The organism is Pseudomonas sp. MWU347, from assembly GCF_017947305.1.
GTDB lineage: Bacteria > Pseudomonadota > Gammaproteobacteria > Pseudomonadales > Pseudomonadaceae > Aquipseudomonas > Aquipseudomonas putida_A.
Genome location: NZ_JAFGZB010000002.1, coordinates 349,220 through 362,900, shown reverse-complemented (window position 1 = coordinate 362,900; position 13,681 = coordinate 349,220). Strand labels below are relative to the sequence as shown.

Here is a 13,681-nt window from a genome sequence, read left to right as displayed (position 1 = left end):
CCAGAACACCATAGTCGCTGTTACGGGTTGCTGCCTGCGCGGCGTCCTGCCGCGCACTTTGTTCAAAACCCTGCATAAAGCCTGCCGCCGTGATTTATCCGCCCAGTGGGGTCGGATGCGGGTGCATCACGGCGCGCTGCCGTTCCTCCTCAAGGAATTTCATGATGATCGGCGCCACGGCTTCGGCACGGGTGATCAGGAACAGATGACCGTCGTCGATGATGTGCAACTGGGCGTTGGGGATGCGCCAGGCGAGCATGCGCATGTTGATCAGCGGGATCAGCGGATCGTCGTCGCCGGCCAGCACCAGGGTCGGCTGATGGATCTTGTGCAGCCAGTGAATGCTGGTCCAGCCGAGGCCGGCGAACAGCTGCCAGTAGTAACCGAGCTTGCCCGCCGAACGCACTTTCGCCGCATGGCTGGCGGCCAGGGTCGGGTCGCGGCGGAACGAGCCGCCGTAAATCAACGGCGCAATGCGGATCACGTGGGACGGCTGGATGTAGCGCCGGGGGCTGGCCATCATCCACAGCACTTTCGGCTTGCCCGGCACCATGAAGGCGCCGGCCGCAGTCGCTGCCAGCACCAGTTTCTTGCAGCGTTCGGGGTAGTCGTGGGCGAATTGCTGCGCCAGCGCGCCGCCCCACGACACGCCGATCACGTTGACCTGACCGTAGTCGAGGTAGTCGAGCATCCGCGCCGTCAGCTTCGCCAGCCCGGGAAAGCGATAAGGCCGGTTGGGCGTCGACGAGCCGCCGACACCGGGTACGTCGAAGGCGATCACTTCCAGATCCGGGTCCAGCGCCGCGACGAACGGAAACACCAGCTCCAGGTTGGCACCGATGCCGTTGAAAATCAGCAAGGGCGTCAAATGAGGCTTGCCGGGGCGTACCGCGGTGCGGAGGGTCTGCCCATCCAGATCGACGGTACGGAAAATGAACGGTTGCGGCATGCTTCAGGCCCTGTGGGTCAATCTCAATATCACCTCCAATCCCCTGTGGGAGCGGGCATTGTGGCGAGGGGATTTATCCCCGATCGACTGCGAAGCAGTCGCACACCCTCAAACGCGGAGAATCATAGTTGCCGCGATTGCAGGTTTTGGGGCCGCTGCGCGACCCATCGGGGATGAATCCCCTCACCACAAGCCCGCTCCCACAGGGGGATGAGGTGTGTCAGTTACCGCTCATGAACGTAAGTGCCCGGCGATGCTTCACCTGGCGCGTACGCCTTGTTGCCGAGTTTGGTTGGTGCTTTTTTCAGATTACCCGAGCGTTCAGCCTGCCACGCCTGCCAGTACAGCCACCAGGAATCGGTGTGCTTGGTCGAGTTCTCTTGCCATTCGTCGGCATTGGCGGCCATGCCTTCGCTGGTCATATAGCGCGATTTCGGGTTGCCCGGCGGGTTCAGGATGCTCTGGATGTGCCCGCTGCTCGACAGCACGAACTCGACCTTGCCGCCAAACAGCTGCGCCGACTTGTAGCAGGACTTCCACGGGGTGATGTGGTCGTTGGTACCGGCCAGCGAGAAAATGTCGGCGGTGACCTGCTTGAGGTCGATCGGCGTGCCGCACACTTCCAGTGCATTGGGGCGGATCAGTGGGTTGTTTTTGAACATCTCGATCAGGTCGCCGTGGAACGCGGCCGGCAGTCGAGTCGTATCGTTGTTCCAGAACAGGATGTCGAACACCGGTGGCTCGTTGCCCAGCAGGTAGTTGTTGACCCAGTAGTTCCAGATCAGATCGTTCGGGCGCATCCACGCGAAGACCTTGGCCATGTCTTTGCCTTCGAGCACGCCGGCCTGATATGAGTGACGCTTGGCGGTCTCGAGGGTCTGCTCGTCGACGAACAGGGCGACGTCGCTGTCCAGGGTGGTGTCGAGGACGCTGACCAGCAGGGTCAGGGCGTTGACCTTCTTTTCGCCGAGGGCGGCGTAGTGGCCGAGCAGGGCAGTGCAGGTGATGCCGCCGGAGCAGGCGCCGAGCATGTTGATGTCTTTGCTGCCGGTGATTGCGGTGACCACGTCGACTGCTTCCTTGAGCGCATCGATGTAGGTCGACAGGCCCCACTCGCGCTGGGCCTTGGTCGGGTTACGCCAGCTGACGATGAAGGTCTGCACGTTATTGCGCAGGCAGAAGCGCGCCAGACTCTTGTCCGGGCTCAAATCAAAAACGTAGAACTTGTTGATCTGTGGCGGCACCACGAGCAGTGGCCGCTCGTGGACCTGTTCGGTGATCGGCTTGTACTGGATCAGCTCCAGCACGTCGTTGCGAAACACCACCGCGCCTTCGGTCACGCCAAGGCTCTTGCCGACCTCGAACGCGCCCATGTTGACCTGGCTCGGCATGCCGCCGTTGTGCACCAGATCCTTGGCCAGATGCGAGAGGCCATCGAGCAGGCTTTTGCCGCCGGTCTCGAAGAAGCGTTTGACCGCCGCCGGGTTGGCGGCGGTGTTGGTCGGGGCCATGGCTTCGGTCATCAGGTTGATCACGAAGTGGCCGCGCGCGATGTCTTTGGGTGACAGGCTGCTGTCGTCGATCCAGGAATGGAGCTCCTTGCGCCACGCCAGGTAAGTTTGCAGATAACGTTTGTAGAGCGGGTTCTGACTCCACGCCGGATCAGCGAAGCGACGATCATCGCTGGCCGGTTGCAGTTCGGATTTGCCGAACAGCACATTCTTCAGTTCAAGACCGAAATGGGTCACGTGCTTGACGCTATGGATCGGTTGTTTGATGGCCTGGGTCAGCACCATTCGAGCAGAGGCCAGCAGATCCTTTCCGCGCAGCCCAACGACGGGATTAAGCCCCAGGGTGTTTTCCGAGGCTTGGTACTTCAGGTCATCGTTATTCTTGTTACTCATCTACGACGCTCCATTGTCCTGAGACGAGTACCCGGTTTCTGCTGTGCAGTTCCACAGCTAATGCCAGGTACTACTGCTCGGGTGACCGTTAATTCTGCATAGCTGCTTTACAGTCGTAGAGCACTGCAGGGAACTTGCCAGCTCCATTGGTTACCCGAGTTTAATTTTTTTCGCAAGCAGGCCGATCCTCGGCCACACAGCAGAGCATTCAAACAGATGAATTTAGAAAATGCCCTCTAAAGAGCAAGAGTCTCGGACTAGAGCATCAGCTTGACGATTGACTCGTCCGGATCGCGGGTTTTCCCGGCCGCTTTGAGCTCGGCCAGATAATCGGCCCAGAGTGCGTCATGGCGTCGCCCCAGCTCGTAGAGATATTCCCAGGTGAACAAGCCGCTGTCGTGACCGTCGTCGAAGGTCAGTTTCAGTGCGTACTGACCGGCCGGTTCCAGGCCGCTGAGGCCGACATTGAGCTTGCCGAATTGCAGGATCGGTTTGCCGTGGCCCTGGACCTCGGCGGAAGGGGAATGCACGCGCAGGAATTCGGCGGGCAGGGTGTACTCCTCGCCGGACGCGTATTTGAGCGTCAGGGTTTTCGAGGCTTTGTGCAGTTTGATGTCGGTGGGGATTGAGGTCATGGTCTGGCGTCCGTTGTGTGGGCGACCCTGATTCAAATGTGGGAGCGGGCTTGCTCGCGAATGCGGTATGTCAGCCAACATTGCTGTCGACTGGCACGGCCTCTTCGCGAGCAAGCCCGCTCCCACAGGGTCCGCTACCGCTGTAAGTATGGCTTACAGGATATAACGGGACAGGTCTTCGTTCTGCGCCAATTCGCCCAGATGGCTGTTGACGTACGCAGCGTCGATCAGGATCGGCTTGTCGTCATGCGCGCTGGCCAGGTCGCCGGCACTGAACGACACCTCTTCCAGCAGACGCTCAAGCAGCGTGTGCAGACGACGGGCACCGATGTTCTCGGTTTTCTCGTTGACCTGCCAGGCGATCTCCGCCAGACGCTTGATGCCTTCCGGCTGGAACTGGATGTTCAGGCCTTCGGTTTTCAGCAGCGCGCAATATTGCTCGGTGAGCGATGCGTGCGGCTCGCTGAGGATGCGCTCGAAGTCTTCCGGGCTCAGCGCCTTGAGCTCGACACGGATCGGCAGACGGCCCTGCAGCTCCGGCACCAGATCGCTCGGCTTGCTCAGGTGGAACGCACCGGAGGCGATGAACAGGATGTGATCGGTCTTGACCATGCCCAGCTTGGTGTTGACGGTGCAGCCCTCGATCAGCGGCAGCAAATCGCGCTGTACGCCTTCACGGGACACATCGGCGCCGCCGACATTGCCGCGTTTGGCGACCTTGTCGATTTCGTCGATGAACACGATGCCGTGCTGCTCGACCGCTTCCAGCGCCTTGGCCTTCAACTCTTCTTCGTTGACCAGACGCCCGGCCTCTTCGTCGCGCACCAGTTTCAGCGCTTCTTTGACCTTGAGCTTGCGAGCTTTCTTCTTGCCCTTGCCCATGTTGGCGAACAGGTTCTGCAGCTGGCTGGTCATCTCTTCCATGCCAGGCGGCGTGGCGATTTCGATGCCGGCCACTTCGGCGACTTCGATCTCGATTTCCTTGTCGTCCAACTGGCCTTCGCGCAGGCGCTTGCGGAACAGCTGACGGGTGTTGGAATCGCTGCTCGGTGCTTCTTCATTGCTGAAGCCCATGCGCGCCGGTGGCAGCAGCGCGTCGAGGATGCGGTCCTCGGCAGCGTCTTCGGCACGGTGACGCACGCGGGTCATTTCCTGCTCGCGGAGCATCTTGATCGCGGCGTCGGCCAGATCACGGATGATCGATTCGACGTCACGGCCGACGTAGCCGACTTCGGTGAATTTGGTCGCTTCGACCTTGATGAACGGCGCGTTGGCCAGTTTCGCCAGACGACGGGCGATCTCGGTTTTACCGACACCGGTCGGGCCGATCATCAGAATGTTTTTCGGGGTCACTTCAACGCGCAGCTCTTCAGGCAGCTGCATGCGGCGCCAGCGGTTGCGCAGGGCAATCGCGACGGCGCGCTTGGCATCGTCCTGGCCGATGATATGGCGGTTGAGTTCGTGGACGATTTCGCGGGGAGTCATGGACATAGTAATTGACGGTCCTCAAGCAGAAACAAGCCGTGGCACTTTGGCCGCGTCAGGCTTATTCAGCGAGATCCTGCTCCTCAATGGTCTGGGTGTGGTTGGTGAATACACAGATGTCGCCGGCGATACCGAGGGCAGTTTCGACGATCTCCCGGGCCGACAGGTCGGTCTTTTTCAACAGCGCGCTGGCTGCGGCTTGCGCGTAGGCGCCGCCGGAACCCATGGCGATCAGGCCGTCTTCGGGTTCGACCACGTCACCGTTGCCGGTGATGATCAGCGAGGCGTCCTTGTTGGCGACCGCGAGCATGGCTTCGAGGCGGCTCAGGGAGCGGTCGGTGCGCCATTCTTTGGCGAGTTCGACAGCGGCGCGGATCAGGTGGCCCTGATGTTTCTCGAGCTGGCCTTCGAAACGTTCGAACAGGGTGAAGGCGTCGGCGGTGGCACCGGCGAAACCGGCGATGACCTGGCCGTGGTACAGGCGACGAACTTTCTTCGCGTTGCCTTTCATCACGGTGTTGCCGAGAGAAACCTGGCCGTCGCCGCCCATGACGACTTTGCCGTGGCGGCGGACTGAAACGATGGTGGTCAAGGGAAGAGTCTCCACGCAGCGGGGCGAAAATGCCTTATGCCCATTCATATGGGGGTGCTGGAGAGGATTTCAACCGGGGAGGGTAATGGGAGACGAATGGTGTTTGATGACTGTGGCGAGGGGATTTATCCCCGATGGGGCGCGAAGCGGCCCTGAGACCTGCGATTGCAGCCGGTCTGGCACACCGCGCATGCTGGATTTACGACTGCTGCGCAGCCGGTCGGGGATGAATCCCCTCACCACAGGGATTGTGGGCAGCCTCGGAATGAGGCTGCCCACGGGGGGGCAATCAGCGGCTCTGGCGTTGTTGTAACAGCAGATTGCTGAAGCCGCTGCCGGCCAATTGTTTCTGTGCGGTGGTCAGTTGCTCGCGATTGCTGAACGGGCCAACCAATACGCGGTACCAGGTTTCATCCTTCACCGTGCCCGACTCAACCGAAACAGCCTGGCCCAGCAGAATGATCTGCGCCCGCACCTTGTCCGCGTCCGCCTCTTTGCGGAACGAGCCGGCCTGGAGGAAGAACTTGGTCACCGGCGCCGCTTTCGCCACCGGTGGCGCTGGCGGCGGGGTAATACCTGACAGCGCAGCCTGCGCCCGCGCGGTGTCGATCTTCGCCGCTTCCGCCGGGGTGACCGGCGTGGTCGGCACTTGTGGCGTCGGCAGGGTTTTCTCCGGCACGGCATCCGGCGGCACGATCACTTCCGATTCCGGCAGCAAGGTGTAGAAGTCGTACTTCGGCTTCACCGGTTGCGTCGGGCTCGGCGGGGTCTTGTTGGCCTCGGCGATCTTCGACGCTTTCTGCTGTTGCGCCTGCTCGACTTTCTCGCGCTTGACCGTGTCGCTGCCCTTGCCTGGCTCCAGTTTCATCAGGAACACGATGAACGCACCGACCGTCAGGCCGATGGCCATCCACAGCCAGCCCGGGATCGGTTGCTTTGCAGGAGCTTGGTAACGGCTGGCGCCACGCTTGGGTGCAGGTTTTTTCTTGGCAGCCAACTTACATGCGCTCCAGAGTTTCCAGGCCCAACAGTTCCAGGCCTTGCTTGAGAGTACGACCGGTCAGCGCGGCCAGACGCAGACGGCTCTGCATCTGGACCGGCGTCTCGGCGGCGAGGATCGGGCAGTTCTCGTAGAAGCTGGAGAACAGACCGGCGACGTCATACAGATAGGTGCAGAGGATGTGCGGTGTGCCTTTTTCCGCGACGTTGTTCAGCACTTCGCCGAACTGCGCCAGCTTCGCCGCCAGCTCTTGCTCGTGCGCGGCTTCGAGGACGATCTGGCCATCGACTTCGCTGAAGTCCTTGCCCAGTTTGCGGAACACACCGGCCACACGGGTATAGGCGTACAACAGGTACGGCGCGGTGTTGCCTTCGAAATTCAGCATCAGGTCGAAGTTGAAGCTGTAGTCGCTGGTGCGGTGCTTGGACAGGTCGGCGTATTTCACCGCACCGATGCCGACAACCTTGGCGATGTTGCGCAGTTCGTCTTCGGCCAGTGTCGGGTTTTTCTCTTTGACCAGGTTGTAGGCACGTTCCTGCGCTTCGGTCAGCAAATCGATCAGCTTCACGGTGCCGCCATCACGGGTCTTGAACGGACGGCCGTCGGCGCCGTTCATGGTGCCGAAGCCCATGTGCTCCATCTCCATCGGATGGGTCACGAAACCGGCCTTGCGCGCCACGGCGAACACTTGCTGGAAATGCAGGGCCTGACGCTGGTCGACGAAGTACAGCGCGCGGTCGGCTTTCAGCTTGCCACTGCGGTAGCGCACGGCTGCCAGGTCAGTGGTGGCGTACAGGTAACCGCCGTCAGCCTTGACGATGATCACTGGCAGCGGATCGCCGTCGGCGTTCTTGAACTCGTCGAGGAACACGCACTGGGCGCCGTTGCTCTCGACCAGCATGCCGGCGGCTTTGAGGTCGTTGACCACGTTGATCAGGTCGTCGTTGTAGGCGCTTTCGCCCATCACGTCGGCCATGGTCAGTTTGACGTTGAGCAGTTCGTAGATCTTCTGGCAGTGCGACAGCGAGATGTCCTTGAACTTGGTCCACAGCGCCAGGCACTCGGCATCGCCGGCCTGCAGCTTGACCACCAGACCACGGGCGCGGTCGGCGAATTCTTCGGATTCGTCGAAACGCTGCTTGGCGGCGCGGTAGAAGTTTTCCAGATCGGACAGCTCGTCGCTGGTGATCGGGTTTTCCTGCAGATACGCCATCAGCATGCCGAACTGGGTGCCCCAGTCGCCCACGTGGTTCTGGCGGATCACTTCGTCGCCGAGGAACTCGAGAACACGGGCCACGCCGTCGCCGATGATCGTCGAGCGCAAGTGGCCGACGTGCATCTCTTTGGCCAGGTTCGGTGCCGACAGGTCGACCACGGTGCGCTGCGCCGGGCCGGCCTTGCGCACACCAACGTTAGCGTCGGCCAGAGCGGCGTCGAGGCGCGAGGCGAGGGCCTGGGTGTTCTGGAAGAAATTGATGAAGCCCGGACCGGCGATTTCGGCCTTGGTGACGTTCTCGTCGGCCGGCAGCGCAGCGATGATTTTCTCCGCCAGATCGCGCGGCTTCATGCCCGCAGGCTTGGCCAGCATCATGGCGATGTTGCTGGCGAAGTCGCCGTGGGTTTTGTCGCGGGCGTTCTCCACCTGAATCGCCGGCGACAGGCCTTCAGGCAACACACCTTCGTTGACGAGTTGGGTGAGGGCTTGTTGGATCAGCTGGCGAATGGTGTCTTTCATGGTCTTCTCTTTCGACCGCAAGCGCGGCGGCGCATCGATGCGCGGGTGGAAAAACTGGGCATTATCCGTTGCGAAGACGGGCTTGCCAACCTTAGCAGGCAGCTTATGGATATGTGGTGACAATTCGGGCCTATTCGCGAGCAAGCCCGCTCCCACAGGGGATCGGTGTCAGACACATAATCTGTGAACGCCGCAGATCCAATGTGGGAGCGGGCTTGCTCGCGAAGGCGATTTTCAGATCAATACAGATCCACGGGATCGACATCCAGCGACCAGCGCACCGCGCGCCCGCTCGGCATCTGCTCTAATTCCAGCAACCAGCTGGCGAGCAACCGATGCAGCGGCGTCCGCGCTGTCGCCTGCACCAACAACTGTGCACGATAGCGACCGGCTCGGCGCTCCATCGGCGCCGGCACCGGCCCGAGCAATTCGATGCCGCTCAGATTCTGCTCGACCAGCAAGCGTTCGGCCGCGCTGCATGCCTCATCGAGAAAACCTTCGGCCTGCCCCGGTTTGTGCGCTTCGGCACGCAACAGGGCCAAGTGTGAAAACGGTGGCAGTCCGGCAGCCCGGCGCTCGCTCAAGGCCTGCTCGGCGAAAGCGAAGTAACCCTGCTCGGTCAGTTGCACCAATAAAGGATGGTCGGCCAGGTGGGTCTGAATGATCACCTTGCCCGGCTCCTCAGCCCGCCCGGCGCGCCCGGCGACCTGCACGATCAATTGCGCCATGCGCTCGCTGGCACGGAAGTCGCCGGAGAACAGTCCGCCGTCGGCATCCAGAATCGACACCAGCGTAACCCGGGGGAAGTGGTGCCCCTTGGCCAACATCTGGGTGCCGACCAGAATGCATGGCTGACCCTTCTGAATGGTCGCGAACAGCTGATTCATCGCGTCCTTGCGCGAAGTGCTGTCGCGGTCGACGCGCAGCACCGGGTAGTCCGGGAACAGAATCGCCAGGCGTTCTTCGGCGCGTTCGGTGCCGGCGCCCACCGGCCGCAGATCGACTTTGTTGCACTTGGGGCATTGGCGCGGCGTGCGCTCGACGTTGCCACAGTGGTGGCAGCGCAGTTCGCCGTAGCGCTGGTGCACGGTCATTCGCGCATCGCAGCGTGAGCACTCGGACATCCAGCCGCAATCGTGGCACAGCAACGTCGGCGCAAAGCCGCGCCGGTTGAGAAACACCAGCACCTGCTGGCCGGCCGCGAGGGTCTGGCCAATGGCTTGTTGCATCGGCCCGGAAATGCCGCTGTCCAGCGGACGGCTTTTCACGTCCAGCCGCAGGAAACGTGGTTGCTTGGCGCCGCCGGCCCGCTCGTTGAGGCGCAGCAGGCCATAACGACCGGTGTAGGCGTTGTGCAGGCTTTCCAGTGAAGGCGTGGCGGACCCGAGGACGATCGGGATGTTTTCCTGTCGCGCGCGCACCAGTGCCAGATCCCGGGCGTGGTAGCGCAGGCCTTCCTGCTGTTTATAGGAGCCGTCGTGCTCTTCGTCGATGATGATCAGCCCCGGGTTCTTCATCGGGGTGAACAGCGCCGAGCGAGTGCCGATAATAATGTCGGCCTCGCCGTCGCGGGCAGCGAGCCAGGCGTCGAGGCGCTCACGGTCGTTGACCGCCGAATGCAGCAGGGCGATGCGCGCGTTGAAGCGCTGTTCGAAACGCGCCAGGGTCTGCGGGCCGAGGTTGATCTCCGGGATCAGCACCAGCGCCTGCTTGCCTGCTTCGAGGGTTTCGCGGATCAGTTGCAAATAGACTTCGGTCTTGCCGCTGCCCGTGACGCCGGCCAGCAGAAACGCGTGATAACTGTCGAACCCGGCACGGATCGCTTCGTAAGCGGCGCGTTGTTCGGTGTTCAGCGGCAACTCCGGTTGCGCCAACCAGTGTTCATGGCGCACCCCGGGGGCGTGGCGCCGGATCTCCACTTGCACCAGACCCTTGGCCAGCAGCAGGTCGAGGCTGTCCTTGCTCAGCATCAGCTTGCTCAACAACTGATGGGCCACGCCGTGCGGGTGCTGCGCCAGTGTTGCCAGTGCTTCCCGTTGCCGTGGCGCGCGGGCGACGCGCGGATCATCGAGGCTGGCGCCGGGGGCGACTGACCAGAAGCGCTCCTGTCGCGCCTCGGCCAGTTCGCCCTGACGCAGCAGCACCGGCAGCGCCCAGCTCAAGGTGTCGCCGAGGCTGTGCTGGTAATACTGCGACGTCCACAGGCACAGCTTGAACAGTGCGGGCGGCAGCGGCGGCTCTGCATCGAGCAGGGCCAACGCCGGTTTGAGTTTCTCCAGCGGCACGTCGCTGGTATCGGTGATCTCGACCAGAATCCCGATCATCTCCCGCCGCCCGAACGGCACCCGCAGGCGCATGCCCTGCTGCAACTGGGCGCGCAGCACCCCGGCCGGGGCCCGATAGTCGAACAGGCGGCGCAGGGGCGAAGGCAGGGCGAGGCGCAGAATGGCGTCGGGCACGCGGGGGGATCTCGATCAACACAAAAGGAGGCTTGGCGCAGATCAACTGTGGGAGCGAGCTTGCTCGCGAACGCGGTGTGTCAGGCACGAAGTCATCAACTGGCACAACGCATTCGCGAGCAAGCTCGCTCCCACAGGGGAGTGCGTTCAAGCCCGGGAGCCTAGCAGACGGTCGGTCTCAGGGACAGCTTGCGCGATTGACATTGTCTGGTAGAATCCGCGGCCTAATTACGTGCGGTATTCAACAATAGTGTTGGGTGGCGGCACGCTAGCTGAGGAAGACATCATGAAAGCTGATATCCACCCGAATTACCCAGAAGTTGCAGTAACCTGCAGCTGCGGCAACAAGTTCGAAACCCGTTCGACCTTCGGCAAAGCCCTGGCGATCGACGTTTGCAACGAGTGCCACCCGTTCTACACCGGTAAGCAGAAGACTCTGGACACCGGTGGCCGCGTTCAGAAGTTCGCCGACCGTTTCGGTGCCTTCGGCGCCAAGAAGTAAGATTGGTCATTCTGGAAAACTTCGACGGTTTCTCCAGGCTGATGAAAAAGGCGTCCCTTGTGGGCGCCTTTTTTGTGTCCGCGATTTGGCTGTCCGCTGCCCAGGCATTTTGCCCCACGCCTGCCGGCCTCAGCAGCGTCAGCGTCCAGCGCGTGGTCGATGGCGACACGCTACGCCTGAGCGATGGGCGCAGTGTGCGGATGATCGGTCTCAACACGCCGGAGCTGGGCAAGCAGGGCCGCAGTGACGAACCCTTCGCCGTGGCGGCGCGCAAACGCCTTGAAGTACTGGTGGCGGACAGCGGCGGTCGGGTCGGTCTGCTCCCCGGCAAGCAGGCCAAAGACCATTACGGTCGCACCCTCGCGCATGTCTACAGCACCAACGGCACCAATCTTGAAGCGCAAATGCTCGCCGACGGCCTCGGTTTTCAGGTGGCGGTGGCACCGAATGTCGATCTTGTGGCCTGTCAGCAGGCGGCCGAACGCAGCGCCCGGCAGGCCGGTCGGGGCCTGTGGCGCCAGTCACCTGTACTGAAAGCGGAGCAGATCCGCGCTTCGGGTTTCGCCGTGGTCAGTGGGCGTGTGAGCAAGGTTCAACGCAATCGCGGCGGAATCTGGATCGAGTTGCAGGACTCGGTTGTACTGCGCGTTGCACCCAATCTGGTCGGACAATTCGACAACGCCCGGTTGCAGGCGCTGCAGGGCAGACAGATCGAGGCTCGCGGCTGGGTCGTCGACCGTTCGCGGCGTGGCGGGTTGAAACCGGGCCAGCCACGTTGGCTGCTGCCGTTGACCGATCCGTCGATGCTGCAAAGCGCGCGCTGAAGAAAAATTGTAGACATTTTTTCTGTCGATTGTGAACAGTCCAGCCCTTGTGCGCCGTGGCTCTTGGCCCAAAGTCGTAGGACAGGGCGCTTGACAGGGGTGACCGCTCAGTCTTGTGGGGACTTTGCGAGGCGCGTATCCTCGCTGACCAGTCTGTCCAACAGTAAAAAGCGGAATGCCAAAATGTCTGATCTGAAAACTGCCGCTCTCGAATATCATGCCAATCCTCGTCCAGGGAAGCTGAGTGTCGAGCTCACCAAGGCCACTGCTACCGCCCGCGACCTGTCGCTGGCCTACAGCCCCGGCGTAGCTGAACCAGTGCGTGAGATCGCCCGCGATCCTGAACTGGCCTACAAATACACCGGCAAGGGCAACCTGGTTGCAGTCATTTCCGATGGCACCGCGATTCTGGGCCTGGGTAACCTCGGCCCACTGGCCTCCAAGCCAGTGATGGAAGGTAAAGGCGTACTGTTCAAGCGCTTCGCCGGTATCGACGTATTCGACATCGAAGTCGACTCCGAAAGCCCGCAAGCCTTCATCGACACCGTAAAACGCATCTCCATCACCTTCGGTGGCATCAACCTGGAAGACATCAAGGCGCCTGAGTGCTTTGAGATCGAACGTGCTCTGATCGAGCAGTGCGACATTCCGGTATTCCACGATGACCAGCACGGCACCGCGATCGTGACCGCTGCGGGCATGATCAACGCCCTGGAAATCGCCGGCAAAACCCTGCCGGAAGCCAAAATCGTCTGCCTCGGCGCCGGCGCTGCGGCCATCTCCTGCATGAAGTTGCTGGTGAGCATGGGCGCAAAAATCGAAAACATCTTCATGGTTGACCGTACCGGCGTGATCCACTCCGGCCGTGATGACCTGAACCAGTACAAAGCCGTGTTCGCTCACGCCACCGACAAGCGCAGCCTGGCTGATGCTCTGAAAGGCGCTGACGTGTTCGTCGGTCTGTCCGGCCCGAACCTGCTGAGCGCTGAAGGTCTGCTGTCGATGGCGGCCAACCCGATCGTCTTCGCCTGCTCGAACCCGGATCCGGAAATCTCCCCGGAACTGGCGCACGCCACTCGCAGCGACGTGATCATGGCCACCGGTCGTTCCGACTACCCGAACCAGGTCAACAACGTTCTGGGCTTCCCGTTCATCTTCCGTGGTGCCCTGGACGTTCGCGCCAAGCGCATCAACGAAGAAATGAAAGTGGCTGCGGCCAACGCCCTGCGCGAACTGGCCAAACTGCCAGTGCCACAGGACGTGTGCGACGCCTACGGTGGTGCGCCTCTGGAATTCGGTCGTGAGTACATCATTCCGAAGCCAATGGACAAGCGCCTGATCACCCTGATCTCCGACGCTGTGGCCAAGGCTGCGATCGAGACCGGTGTGGCCACCCTGCCGTATCCGAAGAACTACCCGCTGAAAAGCGTGGATGACGTGTTCAACGGCTAAGCCGTTGTAGCGCTTCAACGAAAGCCCCGGCTTGTGAGAGTCGGGGCTTTTTTGTGCCTGAAGATCAAGAGCCCCCTCACCCTAACCCTCTCCCAAAGGCAGAGGGGACTGACCGAGTTGTCTGGGTTCATACGCCGACCTATA

Annotated in this window: 11 protein-coding genes; 3 read left to right on the top strand and 8 right to left on the bottom strand. The window is 61.7% G+C overall.

All coding sequences use genetic code 11. The features are described 5' to 3' along the window. Window positions 1-94 precede the first annotated feature (94 nt). From phaZ to KCG87_RS05135, 8 genes are all read right to left on the bottom strand, one after another. Entirely contained in the window at window positions 95-949 is an 855-nt protein-coding gene (phaZ, locus tag KCG87_RS05170) for a poly(3-hydroxyalkanoate) depolymerase (protein WP_027611303.1), read from the bottom strand. Window positions 950-1,173: 224 nt separating this feature from the next. Continuing rightward, window positions 1,174-2,853, bottom strand: coding sequence for a class II poly(R)-hydroxyalkanoic acid synthase (phaC, locus tag KCG87_RS05165; protein WP_098966803.1), 1,680 nt, complete (start codon window positions 2,851-2,853; stop codon window positions 1,174-1,176). 257 nt (window positions 2,854-3,110) lie between these two features. Then, complete coding sequence (locus tag KCG87_RS05160) at window positions 3,111-3,488, bottom strand: DUF971 domain-containing protein (protein ID WP_098966804.1); 378 nt, start codon at window positions 3,486-3,488, stop codon at window positions 3,111-3,113. A gap of 153 nt (window positions 3,489-3,641) precedes the next feature. Then, window positions 3,642-4,979, bottom strand: coding sequence for an ATP-dependent protease ATPase subunit HslU (gene hslU / locus KCG87_RS05155; protein ID WP_007968354.1), 1,338 nt, complete (start codon window positions 4,977-4,979; stop codon window positions 3,642-3,644). Window positions 4,980-5,034: 55 nt separating this feature from the next. Next, complete coding sequence (gene hslV / locus KCG87_RS05150) at window positions 5,035-5,565, bottom strand: ATP-dependent protease subunit HslV (protein ID WP_007968352.1); 531 nt, start codon at window positions 5,563-5,565, stop codon at window positions 5,035-5,037. A gap of 289 nt (window positions 5,566-5,854) precedes the next feature. Further along, a complete protein-coding gene (locus tag KCG87_RS05145) occupies window positions 5,855-6,562 on the bottom strand; it encodes an SPOR domain-containing protein (protein WP_041074932.1) in 708 nt (235 codons plus the stop codon). Between the two features lies 1 nt (window position 6,563). Beyond that, window positions 6,564-8,300, bottom strand: a complete 1,737-nt coding sequence (argS, locus tag KCG87_RS05140; RefSeq protein ID WP_098966806.1) for an arginine--tRNA ligase — start codon at window positions 8,298-8,300, stop codon at window positions 6,564-6,566. A gap of 239 nt (window positions 8,301-8,539) precedes the next feature. Further along, entirely contained in the window at window positions 8,540-10,759 is a 2,220-nt protein-coding gene (locus KCG87_RS05135) for a primosomal protein N' (RefSeq protein ID WP_210556781.1), read from the bottom strand. Between the two features lie 286 nt (window positions 10,760-11,045). Between KCG87_RS05135 and rpmE the strand changes: the two genes are divergently transcribed. From rpmE to KCG87_RS05120, 3 genes are all read left to right on the top strand, one after another. Then, on the top strand, window positions 11,046-11,261 hold the full coding sequence (gene rpmE, locus KCG87_RS05130) for a 50S ribosomal protein L31 (protein WP_007968345.1): 216 nt from the start codon (window positions 11,046-11,048) through the stop codon (window positions 11,259-11,261). Between the two features lie 41 nt (window positions 11,262-11,302). Beyond that, window positions 11,303-12,085, top strand: a complete 783-nt coding sequence (locus KCG87_RS05125; RefSeq protein WP_098968472.1) for a thermonuclease family protein — start codon at window positions 11,303-11,305, stop codon at window positions 12,083-12,085. A 183-nt stretch (window positions 12,086-12,268) separates the two neighbouring features. Continuing rightward, the gene (locus tag KCG87_RS05120; RefSeq protein ID WP_003220889.1) at window positions 12,269-13,537 is read left to right on the top strand and encodes a malic enzyme-like NAD(P)-binding protein; all 1,269 of its coding nucleotides are present in this window, start codon (window positions 12,269-12,271) and stop codon (window positions 13,535-13,537) included. The last annotated feature ends 144 nt before the right edge of the window (window positions 13,538-13,681 follow it).

Bases quoted from the DNA above. Each gene is read 5' to 3' on its own strand.
- phaZ (WP_027611303.1), bottom strand. From the start codon at position 949: ATGCCGCAACCGTTCATTTTCCGTACCGTCGATCTGGATGGGCAGACC.
- phaC (WP_098966803.1), bottom strand. From the start codon at position 2,853: ATGAGTAACAAGAATAACGATGACCTGAAGTACCAAGCCTCGGAAAAC.
- KCG87_RS05160 (WP_098966804.1), bottom strand. From the start codon at position 3,488: ATGACCTCAATCCCCACCGACATCAAACTGCACAAAGCCTCGAAAACC.
- hslU (WP_007968354.1), bottom strand. From the start codon at position 4,979: ATGTCCATGACTCCCCGCGAAATCGTCCACGAACTCAACCGCCATATC.
- argS (WP_098966806.1), bottom strand. From the start codon at position 8,300: ATGAAAGACACCATTCGCCAGCTGATCCAACAAGCCCTCACCCAACTC.
- rpmE (WP_007968345.1), top strand. From the start codon at position 11,046: ATGAAAGCTGATATCCACCCGAATTACCCAGAAGTTGCAGTAACCTGC.
- KCG87_RS05125 (WP_098968472.1), top strand. From the start codon at position 11,303: ATGAAAAAGGCGTCCCTTGTGGGCGCCTTTTTTGTGTCCGCGATTTGG.
- KCG87_RS05120 (WP_003220889.1), top strand. From the start codon at position 12,269: ATGTCTGATCTGAAAACTGCCGCTCTCGAATATCATGCCAATCCTCGT.